Here is a 13,951-nt window from a genome sequence, read left to right as displayed (position 1 = left end):
GCCGGGTTCTGTCCGCCCGTCGCCTGCTGCGGCAGCATCGAGTTGCGCAGCAGCTGCGAGAGGGAGTCCTGGAACTGCACGGACGAGGCCTTGAAGCCGGTCGTGTTGACGTTGGCGATGTTGTTGCCCGTGACGTCGAGCATGGTCTGGTGCGAGCGGAGTCCGGAGATTCCGGAGAAGAGGGAACGGAGCATGGTGATGCCTTTCTGGGGAGCGGGGTCAGGCAGCGGTGCCGGGGACGAGGGAGACGCCGGAGACGGCGTCGAGGGGGATCGACTTCTCGCCGATGGTCACGGTGGGGATGGCTCCCGCATAGGAGACCGCGGTGACGATGCCCTTCTGGGTGACACCGTCGGCGTCGACGTACTGCGCCTCCTGGCCGAGGAGGGCGGCGGCGGTCTGCCGCATGCTGAGCGCGAAGCTCTCGGTGCTCGTCGAGGCGAGCGCCGTCAGCTGCTCCATGGAGGCGAGCTGCGTGGTCTGCGAGATCATCTCGTTCGTGTTCATGGGGGAGCTCGGGTCCTGGTTGGTGAGCTGGGTCACGAGCAGCTTGAGGAACACCTCGGAGTCGAGCGTCTTCTTGCGCTCGGTCGCCGGGGTCGTGCTGCCGGTCTGCACACCGGACGTCGGCGTGGCACCCGGCGGGAGGGTGCCGGTGATGGAGTCGACCGTGGTCATGGGGTCCTCTCTGGTCAGGCGTAGACGTCGATGCCGCCGAGCGGAGCGACGGGCGGTGCGGGAGGGGGCGGGGGTGGAACTTCTGCCGGCGTCGGCGGGACGGCGGAGGCGCGCGCGGCCGCCTGGTGCCGCTGGGCATCGGCGCCGCCGTTCCCGGTCTGACCGCCCGTCCCTCCGTGCTGCGGCGAGGAGGGCGAGCCGTCCGACGTGGTGAGGCTGAGGGTCGCCTGCGGAGCGGCGATCGCGAGATCACGACGGAGGTCGCCGAGGATGGCGCGCAGCGCGTCCCGCCCGAGCTCGCCGGGGGCGTGCAGCTCGATGCGGATCGTGGACCCGGCGATGAGGGCGCGCACGGTCACGGGGCCGAGGTTCTCCGGCGAGACGGTCAGCGTGATCCGGTGGTCCCCGTCCGGGGCCTGGGCGAGGGACACCACGGGGGCCGCCACCTGCGGGAGGAGAGCTGGGCGGGCCGGCGCGGCGACCGCGCTCGGCGGTGCCGCGGGGGGCGAGAGCGGTGGCGGCGACCGGGGCTCGGGGCGGCAGCGGCCCCCGCGGCCACGGGATCGACGCTCGGCGGGGCCGCGGCCGGCGGGGCGACCGATGCGGGGATCGAGGGTGCCGCCGGTACCGGGACCGCGTCGTCGGCGGTCGTCGCCTCTGCAGCAGAGGTCGAGGGCACGGTCGACGTGCGAGCCGGCGCGGCCGTGGAGACTCGGGGCAGGGAGGCGTCCGGTCCTGTGGCCGTCCCGCTCCCGACGGCGGTGCCGGGGGGCGCGACTTCTCCGGTCTCTCGACCCGGGGTGGGGGGCCGCAGGCCCGGTCGGACGGTCGCCGGGTCCGGAGACGGTGCGACCGGCGGCGCCGACGTCGGGAGGAGCGGGGCCGCCACGGCGTCCCCGGCGTCGGACGGCGAGGCGGAGGAGGGGGTACCCGCGGTCTCCCCGGAGGCGGGCGTCGCCGCGGCGCCCGCCGTGCCCTCGCCGGGTACGAGGAGGGCGTCCTGCCCGGCGGCGGACGGGAGGCGCGGAGGCGAGACCGCCGTGGGTGTCTCCGTCGTCGCCGGAGGTGCGTCCCGATTCGGCGGAGAGGGCTGGCACGAGTGGCGCGCCGGCACCCGCGGGCGTCGGCGGGGCCGGGAGCAGCGGTGAGACGGTCGCGGCGCCCTCGACCGGAACGGTGGCCGCAGGCTCGGCCTCGGTCGTGGTCTCCGCGGCGCTGCCGGGGTCGTCGGTCGCACCGGGACCGGGGGATGCCGTCTCCCGCACCGCATCGCGCACAGCCTCGGCGAACGCGGTCGCACCGGGTGAGCCGGTGCGTGCGGCTGGGGTGGAGGGACGCACGGGGCGGGCATCCAGGGCGGTGAGGAGGTCGAGCGCGGTCATGCCGTCCCCTCCGTCGCGAGCGTGCGGCGATCTCGTCGAGCTCCGCCTGCTCGGCGTGCAGGTCGGCCGTCCGCACGGCTACCGCGTGGTTGTCCGCGAGTCGTTCGAGGCCGCGGAGCGTGCGCCGGGCGTCCGCGTGCGCGGACCGCGCCTCCGCGACCGTCTCCTGCTGGAGGTCGGCCAGCGCGGTGAGGTCGGCGAGCAGCGCCCGCCCGGAGACCCGGGCCGCGGCGAGCGCAGCGAGGTGTGCGCACGTCGACGGCCTCCGTGTCGGTACCGGCCAGGTGTGCGCGCAGGGCCCGGTCCCTGGCCTCGGTGTGCTGCGCGTCGATGACCGCGCGCGAGAGGCGCTGCGCGGCGGCGCGCTCCTGGATCTCCCGCACGCGCAGGAGACCGGCGAGAGAGAACCCTCTGCTCATGACACCCCCTCGAAGGCGGAGACGAGGCCGTCCAGTCGCGTCCAGGACTCCTCGATCGCGCTCGTCTCGTCGAGCGGCTGGGTGAGGAAGGCCGAGATGGCGCGCTCGTGGGCGATCGCCGCATCGATGCGGGCGTCGGCACCGGCGTGGTAGGCGCCGATGTCGATGAGGTCGTTCGCCCGGCGTCGGGCAGCGAGCACGGCGCGGAGGGTGGCCGCCTGTGCACGGCGCTCCGGACTCGTGATCTTGCCGGCCACGCGGGACACGGACCCGAGGACGTCGATCGCGGGGTGGTGGCCGGCGAGGGCGAGGGCGCGATCCAGCACCACGTGGCCGTCGAGGATGGAGCGGACCGTGTCGGCGATGGGCTCGTTGTGATCGTCGCCGTCGACGAGCACGGTGTAGATGCCGGTGATGGACCCGGCGCGGTCGGTGCCGGCGCGCTCCAGCAACCCGGCGAGGAGGGAGAACGTGGACGGCGGGTAGCCGCGGGTGGCCGGCGGCTCACCCGCGGAGAGCCCGATCTCGCGCTGGGCCATCGCGACCCGGGTCAGCGAGTCCATCATGAGGATCGCGTGGGCGCCCTCGTCACGGAAGGCTTCCGCGATCCGAGTGGCGGTGAACGCGGCACGGATGCGGGCCATGGCGGGCTGGTCCGAGGTCGAGACGATGACGACGGAGCGGGCGAGTCCCTCCGGCCCCAGATCGTCCTCGATGAACTCCCGCACCTCGCGACCGCGCTCGCCGACGAGGGCGATCACGTTGACCTCGGCCTCGGTGCCGCGGGCGATCATCGACAGCAGCGACGACTTCCCGACCCCTGACCCCGCGAACAGGCCGACGCGCTGTCCGCGGCCGACGCTGACGAGGGTGTCGAGGGCGCGCACGCCGAGGGGGAGCGCGGTGTCGATGCGGTCGCGCTCCATGATCGAGGGGGTGTCGTGATCCAGGCTCACGTGCGGCGCCGCGAGCGGACCCTTCCCGTCGATGGGGCGTCCGAGCCCGTCCAGGACCCGGCCGAGCAGCGCCGATCCGGTGGGAACCCTCACCGGGCCGCCGCGGCCGCGCACGGGGGCGCCGACGGTGAGCCCGGCGACCGAGGCGAGCGGCATGCAGCGCAGCCCGTCCTCCCCGGTCGCGACGACCTCGGCGTCGATGCCGTCGAGCGTCACCACGTCCCCCACGGCGCCGTCGAGCCCGCGGACCTGCACGCTGAGGCCGCGGACCTGCGAGACCTCGCCGATCCGTTCCGGACGCGCCGCCTCGAGCACCGTCGTCCAGGCGCTCACGGCGCGGCCTCCGCGACCGCGCGGCGCGCCCGGTCGAGGGCGGTCCCCACCCTGGCGTCGATGACACCGTGCTCCAGCACGGCCACGGCGTCGCCGCGGGTGAGGGTCTCGTCGGGCACCAGCGTGAGTCCGGAGATGTCGTCGCCGGCCTCCGCGGAGAGGACGCGGAGGTCGTCCGGGTGCAGACGGAGGCGACGTACGGCGGCCGCATCGGTCGCGCTCAGGGCGCGGCGGGCCGCGGCGGCGGCCGACGCTCCTGCGTCGCTCAGCTCCGCGGCGATGATCAGTTCCGCGAGGTCGATCGCATGGGAGTGCACCTGGCTCGTCGCAGCGGACTCCAGCTCCGCCTCTCGGGCGGCGAGGGACCGCGCGGCGGCGTGCAGGGCGGCGACGGCGGCGGCGACGTCCGCGGCGCGGGCGCGCCCCGTTCGGCCAGCTCGGCCTCGGCGCCGCGACGGGCGGCGTCGGCGTCGGCCGCGCCCGCCCGGAAGCCCGCGGCGTGTCCCTCCGCGTACCCGCGGCGGCGGGCGCGCTCCTGTTCCGCCCGGTGGTCGGAGCCGCCGAGCCGGGGGAACGCAGCGGGGGCGAAGGCGTCAGTAGACATATTCGTCCTCGTCCGCCCGCTGCACGGTGATGTCTCCCGCGGCCTCCAGGGCACGGATCGTCCGGACGATCTCGGCCCGCGCCTCCTCGACCTGGGAGACGCGCACCGGGCCCAGCGTCCGGGCCTCCTCGTCGAGGTTCTCGCGGTTGCGCTCGGACACGTTGCGGCGGATGAGGTCGACGATCGGCTGCTGGGCCCCCTTGAGGGCGAGAGCCAGGGAGCGGATGTCCATGCCCCGCAGCACGCGCTGGGTGTCCCGGTCGTCGAGCTTGACGATGTCCGCGAACGTGAACATGCGCGAGCGGATGTCCTCGGCGAGGGCGCTGTCGCGGTCCTCGATGCTGGCCAGCAGCGCCTTCTCGATCGTCGCTCCCGACCGCCCGATGATCTCCACGAGCGGCTCGACGCCGCCGAGCACCTCGGGACTGTCCCGCGAGGCGAGGCTGCCGGTCCGGGCCTTGAGGGCGTCGGCGACGATGACGATGGCCTCCTGCGAGGCGGTGCCCATGGTGGCGATGGCCTGGGCGACGTCGGTCCGCGCCGGATCGGGCAGCGCGGCGAGGACGGCGGCGGCCTGTTCGGCGGGGAGATGGGCGAGCACCAGGGCGACGGTCTGCGGCAGCTCTCGTCGAGGAGCGTGGCGAGGTGGGCGGCGTCGGCGGAGGCGAGGAAGTCGAACGATGCGCTCATCGACGTCGAGCCGACCCGGCCGAGCACGGCTGCCGCCCGCTCGGAGCCGAACGAGGCCTCCAGCAGGCCCGCGGCGATGTCGCGTCCGCCGCGTGCCGGAGGGAGGTGCCCCGCGGCGATGCGATGGAACTGCCCCAGCGCCTGGACCGTGGTCTCCGCGTCGAGATCCTGCAGCCCGATGATCTCGGCGGCGACGGCCTCGGCCTCCGCCTCGGAGAGGTGCTTCATGACCTCGACGGCCTGCGCGCGGTCGAGGTTCATCAGGACGATCGCGGCCGTCTGCCGATCCGTCAGTCCGCTCATACCCGCGACCTGTCGTCGATGAGGGTGCGCAGCAGCTCCGCGGTGCGCTGCGGATCCTGACGGGTGAGCGCGGCGATCTCGGCGCGGCGGCGCTCGAGGCTGATCTGCGTGGGCTCGGGCTCGGGATCCGGGTCGAGGTCGGGTACCGGCTCGAGGAAGGCGAGCGGCGTGGTCGGCGCCTCCAGCACGGCCGTCGGCGCGTCCGCCGAGAGCGCGGACAGCTCGACAGGACGATCGCCGAAGAGCTGGTCGAACTCCTCCACGCCGCGCGCCTTCCGCCGGGAGCGGACGATGAGGGCGGCGATCGCGGCGATGAGCGGGATGGCGATGGCGGCCGCGATGATGACGGTGTTCAGGAGGGCGGCCTGACGGGCACCCTCTTCGGCCTCCTTCGCCGCCTGCAGCGCGGCCTGCGCGGCCTCGGCATCGGTCTGGCTGAAGGCGACGAGTTCGACGGCGAGCTCGTCGCCGCGGGTGCGGTCGATGCCGGCGGCGGTGGCCACGAGGTCGCTGAGCTGGGCGGAGCTGAGGTCGCCCCCGGCCCCGGCGTCCACGGCGACCGACACGGACTGCCGCAGCAGGGTGCCGGCGGGAGTGGAGGTGCTCTCCGTGGCCTTGTTGACGGCGTTGGTGCGCGTCACCTCGGTGTTCGTGTAAGTGCCGTCGCCGTTCCCGTTCGGCACGGCGATGTTGTCCGGACCCAGGACCCCGGCCTCGGAGGTCGATCCGTTGCTGTTCTGCTCACGGACCTCCTCGGTGAGCGGGGGAGCGCCCTCGGCCGGCGTGTAGGTCTCCTCGACGCGTTCGTTCACCGAGCGGTCGATCTCGGCGACGACGGTCACGGTCGCATTCCCCGGGCCGACCACGGTGTCGAGCATCTGCTGCACGCTCGCGGCCACGCGGGCCTCGTAGTCGCTCGCCTGCTGATCGAGTCCGCCGGTGGCCCCGCCGCCCACGGTCGAGAGCGTGCGCCCGGTCTGATCGACCACGGCGACATTCTCCGGCTTCATGCCGCTGACGGCCGCCGAGGTGAGGTGCACGATGGCCTCGACCTGCTTCTGGTCGAGCGTCGTGCGTCCGGCGGTCTCCACGAACACGGAGGCGGTCGCATCGACGGTCTCCGACACGAAGACGCTCTCCTCCGGGATGGCGAGCTGCACCGACGCGGCGGAGACGCCGTCGATGGCGGAGATCGTCGCGGCGAGCTCGCCCTCGATCGCGCGCTTGTAGGTGACCGACTGCTGGAACTCGCTCGTGGTGACACCCATGTCGTCCAGCAGCGAGTACCCGGCCGATCCGGCGCTCGGCAGCCCGGCGGAAGCGGCGGCGAGCCGCTGGTCGTACACGTCCTTCTCGGGGACGAGCACCGTGGCGCCGCCGTCGGCGAGCTCGTAGGGCACGGAGGCGGAGCGCAGCTGCTCCACCACGGCGTTCGCGTCCGAGGCGTTCAATCCCGAGAACAGCGGGGTGTAGGTGGGGCGGCTGAGCCAGCTGGACAGCGCGATGATGCCGAGCGCGAGCACCGCGATACCGATGATGGCGATGGTCCGCTGCGCGAGCGAGAATCCGGCGACCACCCGCCGCATCCGCTGGAACGCCCCGGTCACTGCCGGGGGCATCAGGCCTGCATCCGCATGATCTCGTTGAACGCGTCGACGCCCTTGTTGCGGACGGCGGCGACGAGTTCGAGGGTGACGGCGGCGCGCGAGGACGCGATCATCGCCGCGTGGATGTCGTCGAGGTCCCCGGTCACGGCCGCGACCTTGAGGGTGTCGGACTCGGACTGCAGCGAGCGCAGTTCGTCGATCGCTCCGGTGACGCTGTTCGCGAAGGCCGTGTCGTCGCCCGTCTTCGCGCCCGTGACGGGCGAGGTGGTCATGCCGAGGGACGAGGCGACGGCCTCGATGCCGGCCACGGCGCTCACAGCGTTCCGTCCGATCTGCAGCGCCGCCTCGTACGAGTTGCGGGCGCGGTCCACGATCGCCGCGCTCGCCTGGTATCCGCGCTGCGCGAGGATCAGCTGGCTCATCTGGTCTCCCAGGTCGATGTCGGGGTAGCGCACGTAGCCGTCGGCGTCGGCGAGCGGGTGGTCGGGCTGGTGCACGAGCCGGCCCTCCGCATCGCCCTGGACGGTCCCGGCGACGTAGACGCCGGGGGACTGGTCGCTGGTCTGGGCGAGGATGTAGCGTGCCCGGAACGCCGCGCCGTCGGTGGGTGTCGCGGTGTTGATGTTGGCGATGTTGTCGCTGATGGCGTCGAGCCACTTCCGGTGCACGGTCAGCCCCGTGCCGGCGATCCCGATGGCGTCGAAGGTCATGACGTCCTCATCGCGGTGCGCATCGAGGAGAACGACCCGTTCACGGCCTGGGTCGCGAACTGGTAGCGCAACATGGTGTCGATGCTGGAGAGGGTCTCGGTGTCGAGGTTCACGTTGTTGCCGTTCAAGCGCGTCGGCTCGAGCGAGGGTCCCGACCGTGGCGGACACGTCCCCGTCGCCGGCGGCGATCGAGTCGGCGAGCGCCGCCTCGAACTGCACACGCTTGGCGTGGTAGTCGGGGGGTTGATGTTGGCGATGTTGTCGCGATGGCTCGCTGGCGCAGCGAGAGGCCGTTCAGCGCACTCGTCAGTGCGGTGATGGTCACAGAGTCGAACACGAACCGGCTCCCCGTGTGTGGGCGAAGTGGCCGTTCCCTGGCCGAGTCTTGCGAGCCATCCGTGCTCTCGGGAGACTGTCGGCCGTTCGTGCGGTTTCGTTAGGAGGGTCGCTCACCCGTCCACATCGAGGTAGGCGGGAGCATCCGGCGGGCGGGGTGCCGGAACCCGGCGGACGGCGCCGAGGTGCTGCCGCAGCCCGTCGAGCTCCGACCGGGGCGCGTTCCATGGCGGCGTGCTGCCGGTCGATCACCGCGCGGGCGCGGTCGGCGAGGTGCGGCGGGAGCGGCGAGGACGGCGGCGCCCAGGGGATGATGTCATGCACCTCGACGGATCCGGCCGGCGCGGCGAGGATCCGGTCGGCGTCCGCCTCGAGCCTGTCCAGCAGCGCGGCCCCAGTCCTCGTCCGTCATGCGCGGCCCTCCGCGACGGCCAGGGCGGCGGTGTGCCAGGCGTCGCGCAGCGGCACGACGAGCTCGCGGCAGGCATGGTGCGCTCCGGGTCGCGGCCGATGTTGGCGCCGATCAGCGTCTGCGACAGGAACACGTACAGCGAGCGCAGTCCGGCGCTGCCGCTCCATCCGTCGGTGAGGGAGGACGACAGCTCGGCCACGATCGCCTGCGCGTGCTGGAGCTGGGTGTTGGCCTCGGCCCAGTCGGCCGCCCGCTGCGCCGTCTCCGCGCGCTCGATGTCGAGCAGGAGCCGGTCGTAGAGCATCGTGACCAGGCGCTCCGGCGGGGCGGACAGGACGGCGTCCTCGCGGTACCGCTGCTGGGCGCGCAGGGCGGCGTTCATGCTCACGAGTCCGACCCGGAACGGCTGCTCGGCAGCGAGTTGATCTGCGAGGCGAGGTAGGAGGACTGCGACTGCATCTGCGACAGCATCACCTCGAGGCGGGCGTAGGTGCGCTCCAGCGAGGCCTTGCGCTGCGCGAGGCGCACGTCCCAGCGCTCCATCTGTTCGCCGAGGCTCTTGACCTCGCTCTCCTGGCCCGTGATCCGCGAGGTGAGCAGCCCGTCGTACTTGTCCGAGTAGGACGTCGCCGTCTGCTCCACACGCGCCGCGACCGCAGAGAAGAGAGCGCCGACGGCCGCGGGGTCCTTCGCCAGCGCCTCGGAGAACTTCTCCTCGTCGAAGGTGAGCTTGCCGTACATGTCGGTCGAGATGCCGACCGTGGAGGGGGAGACCCCGTCCACCGGGTGCTGGATGGCGTCGGCGAGGGCGGTCCGCAGGCCGCGGATGGTGCTGTCGCCGGTGAAGACCGCCGAGCGTCGTCTTCTCGCCCTGTCCCGCGGCGACGGTGGCCTTCGAGCCGTTGTCGATGCGGGTGAAGATGTCGGTGAGGAGGGCGATGAACTCGCCGGAGGCCTTGGCCCTGGCCTCGCTGTCGACGGCGACGGTCACGGTGACGGGGGACGTCGAGACGGTGGAGACCGTGACGTCGACGCCCTCGAAGAGATCGGTGAAGGTGTTGCCGGACGAGGTGATGACCTGTTCGGCCGCGGTGCCGGCCCAGAGGCGCAGCTGCGCGTCCGTGCCCGTGGCGATGACGGCGGCCCCGGGCTCCGTGGACACGTCCGTGGCGGTGCCGGCGGTGACGGCGGCGAGGTCTCCCGCGTAGACGCGGAAGCGTCCCGCCTCGCCGGACTCCTCGGCCCGGAGCTGCAGGCGGTAGACGGGGGTGCCGTCGGCGTCCTTGCCGGCGGGGACGGCGGTGGCGAGGACGCCCGTGTCGGCGTCGTTGATGGCCTGGGCGATGTCCTGCCTCGAGGTGGAGTCGGCCTGCACCTGCACGCGCTTCCCCGTGGCGTCCTCGAGGGTCAGCACGGGCGGGTCCGCGGGCCAGCGGGAAGCGGCGGCGGAGACGACGGTGTGCGCCTGGCGACGCGGTCGACGACGATGTCGGTCGACACGGGCGCGGCGCCGGTGCGCAGGGCGACCTTCACCGATTCCGACGACGAGGTGCCGGTGAAGCGGTCGAGACCCGCCAGGCGCTGCGGCCTTCTCGGCGGCGGCGGCGAGGTTCTGCACGGCGGTGTTGAGGGTGCGCAGCTGTGTCATGACGACGTTCTTGTCGTCGATCTTGGCCTTGAGCAGCGTGCGGGGGATGGCGTGCACGTCCATCAGCGCCTTGATGACCTCGGTGGTCTTCAGCCCCGACACGAGGCCGTCGAGCGAGAGCGACATGCGGCTTCCCTTCTGTGTGCGGCGGGGCCCGGGTGACGGCCGAAGCCGTCACCCGGACCCCCGGAGTGATTCCGTGCGGCGGCGCGGGTCAGCGCAGCAGCTGGAGCACGCCCTGGTTGGCCTGGTTGGCCTGGGCCAGCATGGCCGTTCCCGCCTGCGACAGGATGTTCGCGGACGTGAACTTGACCATCTCGGACGCCATGTCGGTGTCGCGGATGCGGCTCTCGGCGGCGGCGAGGTTCTCGGCCGACACGTTGAGGCTGTTGATGGTCGACTCGAAGCGGTTCTGCAGCGCACCGTAGCCGGCACGTGCGGTCGAGACCGCCTGGATCTGCGTGTCGATGCCCGCCAGAGCCGCGCCGTACGTCGCCGCGTCCGTCATGCCGGCCGCGAGCGTCTTGATGTCGGCGCCGAGCGTGGCGAAGTTGGTCAGGCCCACCGAGATCTGGGTCCTCGGCGGCGACCGCACCCGCACCCACCTGGAACGTCAGCGTCGCGCCGCCCGAGAGCAGCTTGATGCCGTTGAAGTTCGTGCTCGACGCGATCCGGGTGAGCTCGTCGCCCAGGGCGGAGATCTCGGTCTGGATGGCCTCGCGCGACTTCGCGTTGTTCGAGTCGTTCGCGCCCTGGTTGGTCAGGTCGCGCACGCGCTGCAGGATGGAGTGCACCTCGGTCAGGGCGCCTTCTGCGGTCTGGATGACCGAGATGCCGTCCTGGGCGTTGCGAGCCGCGACGTTCAGGCCGTTGACCTGCGAACGCAGGCCCTCGGAGATCGCGAGGCCGGCGGCGTCGTCCGCTGCGCGGTTGATGCGCAGACCGCTCGAGAGCTTCTCGAGCGACCTTCGACAGGTCGTTCTGCGTGTTGGACAGGTTGCGGTAGGCGTTGAGCGCGCCCACGTTGGTGTTGATCTGCATACCCATGAGGGTTTCCTCCGTGATGTGTTGTACGGGAGACCATCCGTGGTCTCCTGCCCTGACCTATCGGCGGAGGATGCGACGCGTTAGGCGGGGGCGGCGGCGCGGAAGACGTCGCCGATCCGGACGCCGGCGGCCTCGGCGATGCGGCCGAAATAGGCGTCGCGTGCGGCAGGCGAGACGCGGGTGGTGGTCGTGGTCTCGGTGCCGCCCTCCGCGAAGTAGCGGTCGAGGGCGTCGCGGAGCAGGCGCACGGCCTCCGACCGCTGCTGCGAGACGGCCGAGTGGGTCACGCACAGCTCCTCGGCGATCTCCTTCACGGGCCGCTCCTCGATGTAGACGGCCATGATGATGCGCCGCATGCGCTCGGGGAGGGCGCCGATGGCGTGTTCGAGCACCTCACGCCGTTCGCCGACCATCGCCGACTCCTCCGGCAGCGGGATGTCGGCGACGAGATCGCGCGTGGCGGGGTCGTCCAGCGGGGCGACGGTGCGTGCGGCGTCCGCGAGGGCCTCGACGACCACCTCCTTGGGGGAGCCCATGGCGGTGGCGATCTCGGTGGCGGTCGCCGTGCGGCCGAACGCGGCGGTGAGGGTCTCGCGGACGGCGACCGTCTCCTTGATGCGCTTGCGGATGCCGCGGGACGCCCAGTCCATGGCGCGCATCTCGTCGGCGAACGCGCCGAGGATGCGTCGACGGGCGTAGGCGCCGAAGGGGACGCCGAGCGCGGGGTCGTACGCGTCGGCGGCGGTCACGAGGGCGAGCGCGCCGACGGCGGCGAGCTCTTCGCGGGGGATATGGGTAGCCCGAGCATGGGTGTCTGCAGCGAGGTAGCCGACCAGGGGGAGGTTGGCCTCGACGAGGCGGTTGCGCTCAGCGCGCGACGACATGGGGATGATCCACCTCTCTGGATGCACTCGGAAGCTCATGGCGAGGGATAGATGGCCATATCACAAGGTCCGAGATATGTCCATGGGGAGCACTAACCGCCGCCAATGCACATAGTAACCTTAGGGGCGCGGCGGCCGATAGAGATTTATGAACCGTTAACAGGCGGGCCGATCGCACCCGCGTGGGGCGGGGGATCGCTGGGGACAAAGGGGATCATGGGAGCCAACGAACTATCGATGCAGCTCTGGCGCGAGCGCGAGCTGCTCGAGATGCTGCTTTTCAAGCTCGACGAGCAGCAGCTGCTGCTCGCCGCCGGCCGGTCGCACTGGATCCAGTTCGCGGCCAGGGAGATCGATCAGGTGCTCGACCGCCTCCGCGCGGCGAGCCTGGCCAGGGCCGTCGAGGTCGCCGGTGTCGCCGAGGAGTGGGGGGCTCCTCAGGACGCGACGATCGGTCAGCTCATCGAGCACGCTCCGGACGGAGCCTGGGGCGATGTCTTCACCGACCACATGCGTGCGCTGGTGAAGCTGACAGCGGAGGTCGAGCAGATGCGCGACGCCGCCGCGGAGCAGCTCAGCGGAGTGCTCCGCGCCACGCAGGAGACCATCGCCGCTCTCGGCCAGGAGAGCGGCGAATACACCACCCGCGGCGACCGCGCCCGCGAGGACGCCGCCCGCATCATCGACACCGAGATGTGACCGAGAGGGATTCATGTCGACCTTCAGTGGACTGACCACCGCCGCCAGCGGCCTCGCCGCCGCACGGCGGGGCATGGACGTGGTCGGGCAGAACATCGCCAACCAGAAGACCGAGGGTACACGCGGCAGCGCGTCGAGACCTCCTCGATCGCCGCCGTCGCGCAGACGGGCCGCTTCAGCATGGGCGCGCTCCCCGGACACGGCGTCTCGATCGACGGGGTGTCCCGCCTCGGTGACGCGCTGCTCGACGCCCGGGTCCGCGACACCCTCGGCGCTTCCGGCTACTGGGCCACCCGCGCGCTGGCAGCGACGACTGCCGAGTCGGCCCTCGCGGAGCCGACCGACAAGGGCCTCGCCAACCGGCTGACCAGCTTCTGGGCGGGCTGGCAGGACCTCGCCAACACCCCGGATTCGGGTGCGGCGGGCCGCGAGCATCCTGGAGTCGGCGAAGGAGCTCGCCGCCCATATCTCCGGCGGCTACCGCACGGTCGCCGCGCAGTGGACGGCCGCCCGCGGGACCGCCGAGCGCACCGTCAGTCAGGTCAACGCCGCCGCCGACCAGATCGCGGTGCTGAACAGCGAGATCCGGGAGGCGCTGGCCTCGGGGCGATCGGCCAACGAGCTCCACCGACCGCCGCAACCTGCTCGCGGAGGACGTGGCCCGGCTCGCCGGCGCGACGGCCACCGTGGAGACGGACGGCACGCTCACGGTCCGCCTCGGCGGCAACGCCCTGGTCTCCGGCGGCGACGCCCGTCACATCGCGCTGACCGGCTCGGCGACGATCGACGGCGCTCCGCGCGTCGGGGTCGCCTGGGAGTCGGTGCCGGATCTTCCCCTCGTCGTCGACGGGGAGAGCTGGGCGGCTCCCTCGCGGTGCTCGCCCCGGCCGCCGACGGCGGGATGCTGGCGCAGCTCGCCGCGACATACGACCGCGTCGCCACGGCGCTCGCGGAGTCGCTCAACGCCCAGCACCGCGCCGGCGTCACGGCGTCCGGACAGCCGGGCGGCGACTTCTTCACCCTCCCGGCCACCGGCTCCGCCGCGCTCGGGATGCAGGTGGCCGTCAGCACGCGGCCGACCTCGCCCTCGCCGCCCCCGGGGCCGGAGCCAAGGACGCGACCAACGCCGACCTCATCTCCCAGATCGGGCAGCGCGCGACCTCTCCGGACGCACTGTGGACCGATCAGGTGACCCGCTTCGGCGTCGCCACCGCGGCCGACGTGCAACGCGCGAAGGTGTCGG

General features: G+C 72.6%; 15 protein-coding genes and 4 pseudogenes. 4 read left to right on the top strand and 15 right to left on the bottom strand.

The window, feature by feature from the left end:
* From AB1285_RS24025 to AB1285_RS24015, 3 genes are all read right to left on the bottom strand, one after another.
* The coding region (locus AB1285_RS24025; protein WP_429978000.1) for a flagellar basal body protein at positions 1-194 on the bottom strand (194 nt) is incomplete at its 3' end.
* 25 nt (positions 195-219) lie between these two features.
* A complete protein-coding gene (locus AB1285_RS24020; protein ID WP_136050650.1) occupies positions 220-678 on the bottom strand; it encodes a flagellar hook assembly protein FlgD in 459 nt (152 codons plus the stop codon).
* Between the two features lie 14 nt (positions 679-692).
* Positions 693-2,060, bottom strand: a complete 1,368-nt coding sequence (locus AB1285_RS24015) for a flagellar hook-length control protein FliK (RefSeq protein WP_429977999.1) — start codon at positions 2,058-2,060, stop codon at positions 693-695.
* On the opposite strand from AB1285_RS24015, the gene AB1285_RS24010 reads away from it, so the two are divergent.
* Positions 2,059-2,394, top strand: coding sequence for a hypothetical protein (locus AB1285_RS24010; RefSeq protein WP_429977997.1), 336 nt, complete (start codon positions 2,059-2,061; stop codon positions 2,392-2,394). The two genes, AB1285_RS24015 and AB1285_RS24010, sit on opposite strands and share 2 nt — an antisense overlap.
* 81 nt (positions 2,395-2,475) lie before the next feature.
* On the opposite strand, the gene AB1285_RS24005 is transcribed toward AB1285_RS24010, so the two are convergent.
* From AB1285_RS24005 to AB1285_RS23950, 12 genes and pseudogenes are all read right to left on the bottom strand, one after another.
* A complete protein-coding gene (locus AB1285_RS24005) occupies positions 2,476-3,768 on the bottom strand; it encodes a FliI/YscN family ATPase (RefSeq protein ID WP_313366418.1) in 1,293 nt (430 codons plus the stop codon).
* Positions 3,765-4,109: a FliH/SctL family protein gene (locus AB1285_RS24000; protein ID WP_429978006.1), complete on the bottom strand. Its 345-nt coding sequence runs from the start codon at positions 4,107-4,109 to the stop codon at positions 3,765-3,767. The genes AB1285_RS24005 and AB1285_RS24000 overlap by 4 nt, the downstream gene beginning before the upstream one ends.
* Before the next feature lie 252 nt (positions 4,110-4,361).
* Positions 4,362-4,973, bottom strand: coding sequence for a FliG C-terminal domain-containing protein (locus AB1285_RS23995; protein ID WP_429977996.1), 612 nt, complete (start codon positions 4,971-4,973; stop codon positions 4,362-4,364).
* Between the two features lie 140 nt (positions 4,974-5,113).
* A pseudogene (locus AB1285_RS23990) lies at positions 5,114-5,323 on the bottom strand (flagellar motor switch protein FliG); the annotation flags it as partial.
* 38 nt (positions 5,324-5,361) lie between these two features.
* Positions 5,362-6,984: a flagellar basal-body MS-ring/collar protein FliF gene (gene fliF / locus AB1285_RS23985; protein WP_370428311.1), complete on the bottom strand. Its 1,623-nt coding sequence runs from the start codon at positions 6,982-6,984 to the stop codon at positions 5,362-5,364.
* On the bottom strand, positions 6,984-7,244 hold the full coding sequence (gene fliE, locus AB1285_RS23980; RefSeq protein WP_051582258.1) for a flagellar hook-basal body complex protein FliE: 261 nt from the start codon (positions 7,242-7,244) through the stop codon (positions 6,984-6,986). Before fliE ends, fliF begins: the two co-directional genes overlap by 1 nt.
* Before the next feature lie 48 nt (positions 7,245-7,292).
* Positions 7,293-7,682 (bottom strand): annotated as a pseudogene (locus AB1285_RS23975) (flagellar basal body rod protein FlgC); the annotation flags it as partial.
* Positions 7,679-8,019 (bottom strand): annotated as a pseudogene (flgB, locus tag AB1285_RS23970) (flagellar basal body rod protein FlgB). The pseudogenes AB1285_RS23975 and flgB, both read right to left, overlap by 4 nt.
* Before the next feature lie 247 nt (positions 8,020-8,266).
* Positions 8,267-8,734 (bottom strand): flagellar export chaperone FliS, encoded by a 468-nt coding sequence (gene fliS / locus AB1285_RS23965; protein WP_429978004.1) that lies wholly within the window; start codon positions 8,732-8,734, stop codon positions 8,267-8,269.
* A gap of 80 nt (positions 8,735-8,814) precedes the next feature.
* Positions 8,815-9,249 (bottom strand): flagellar filament capping protein FliD, encoded by a 435-nt coding sequence (fliD, locus tag AB1285_RS23960; protein ID WP_429978002.1) that lies wholly within the window; start codon positions 9,247-9,249, stop codon positions 8,815-8,817.
* Positions 9,250-10,292: 1,043 nt separating this feature from the next.
* Positions 10,293-11,125 (bottom strand): annotated as a pseudogene (locus AB1285_RS23955) (flagellin).
* A gap of 80 nt (positions 11,126-11,205) precedes the next feature.
* Positions 11,206-12,009, bottom strand: a complete 804-nt coding sequence (locus tag AB1285_RS23950) for a sigma-70 family RNA polymerase sigma factor (RefSeq protein WP_370428309.1) — start codon at positions 12,007-12,009, stop codon at positions 11,206-11,208.
* A gap of 216 nt (positions 12,010-12,225) precedes the next feature.
* Between AB1285_RS23950 and flgN the strand changes: the two genes are divergently transcribed.
* The 3 genes from flgN to AB1285_RS23935 are packed head-to-tail and all read left to right on the top strand — an operon-like array spanning position 12,226 to position 13,900.
* The gene (flgN, locus tag AB1285_RS23945; RefSeq protein ID WP_025104341.1) at positions 12,226-12,708 is read left to right on the top strand and encodes a flagellar export chaperone FlgN; all 483 of its coding nucleotides are present in this window, start codon (positions 12,226-12,228) and stop codon (positions 12,706-12,708) included.
* 13 nt (positions 12,709-12,721) lie between these two features.
* Positions 12,722-13,075 carry a flagellar basal body protein gene (locus AB1285_RS23940; protein WP_429977994.1) on the top strand — a complete coding sequence of 118 codons (354 nt, stop codon included), beginning with the start codon at positions 12,722-12,724 and terminating at the stop codon, positions 13,073-13,075.
* Between the two features lie 48 nt (positions 13,076-13,123).
* Positions 13,124-13,900 carry a FlgK family flagellar hook-associated protein gene (locus AB1285_RS23935; protein WP_429977992.1) on the top strand — a complete coding sequence of 259 codons (777 nt, stop codon included), beginning with the start codon at positions 13,124-13,126 and terminating at the stop codon, positions 13,898-13,900.
* Positions 13,901-13,951: the final 51 nt, after the last annotated feature.

The organism is Microbacterium sp. NRRL B-14842 (assembly GCF_050470785.1).
This window is presented reverse-complemented; position numbering and strand designations above follow the sequence as displayed.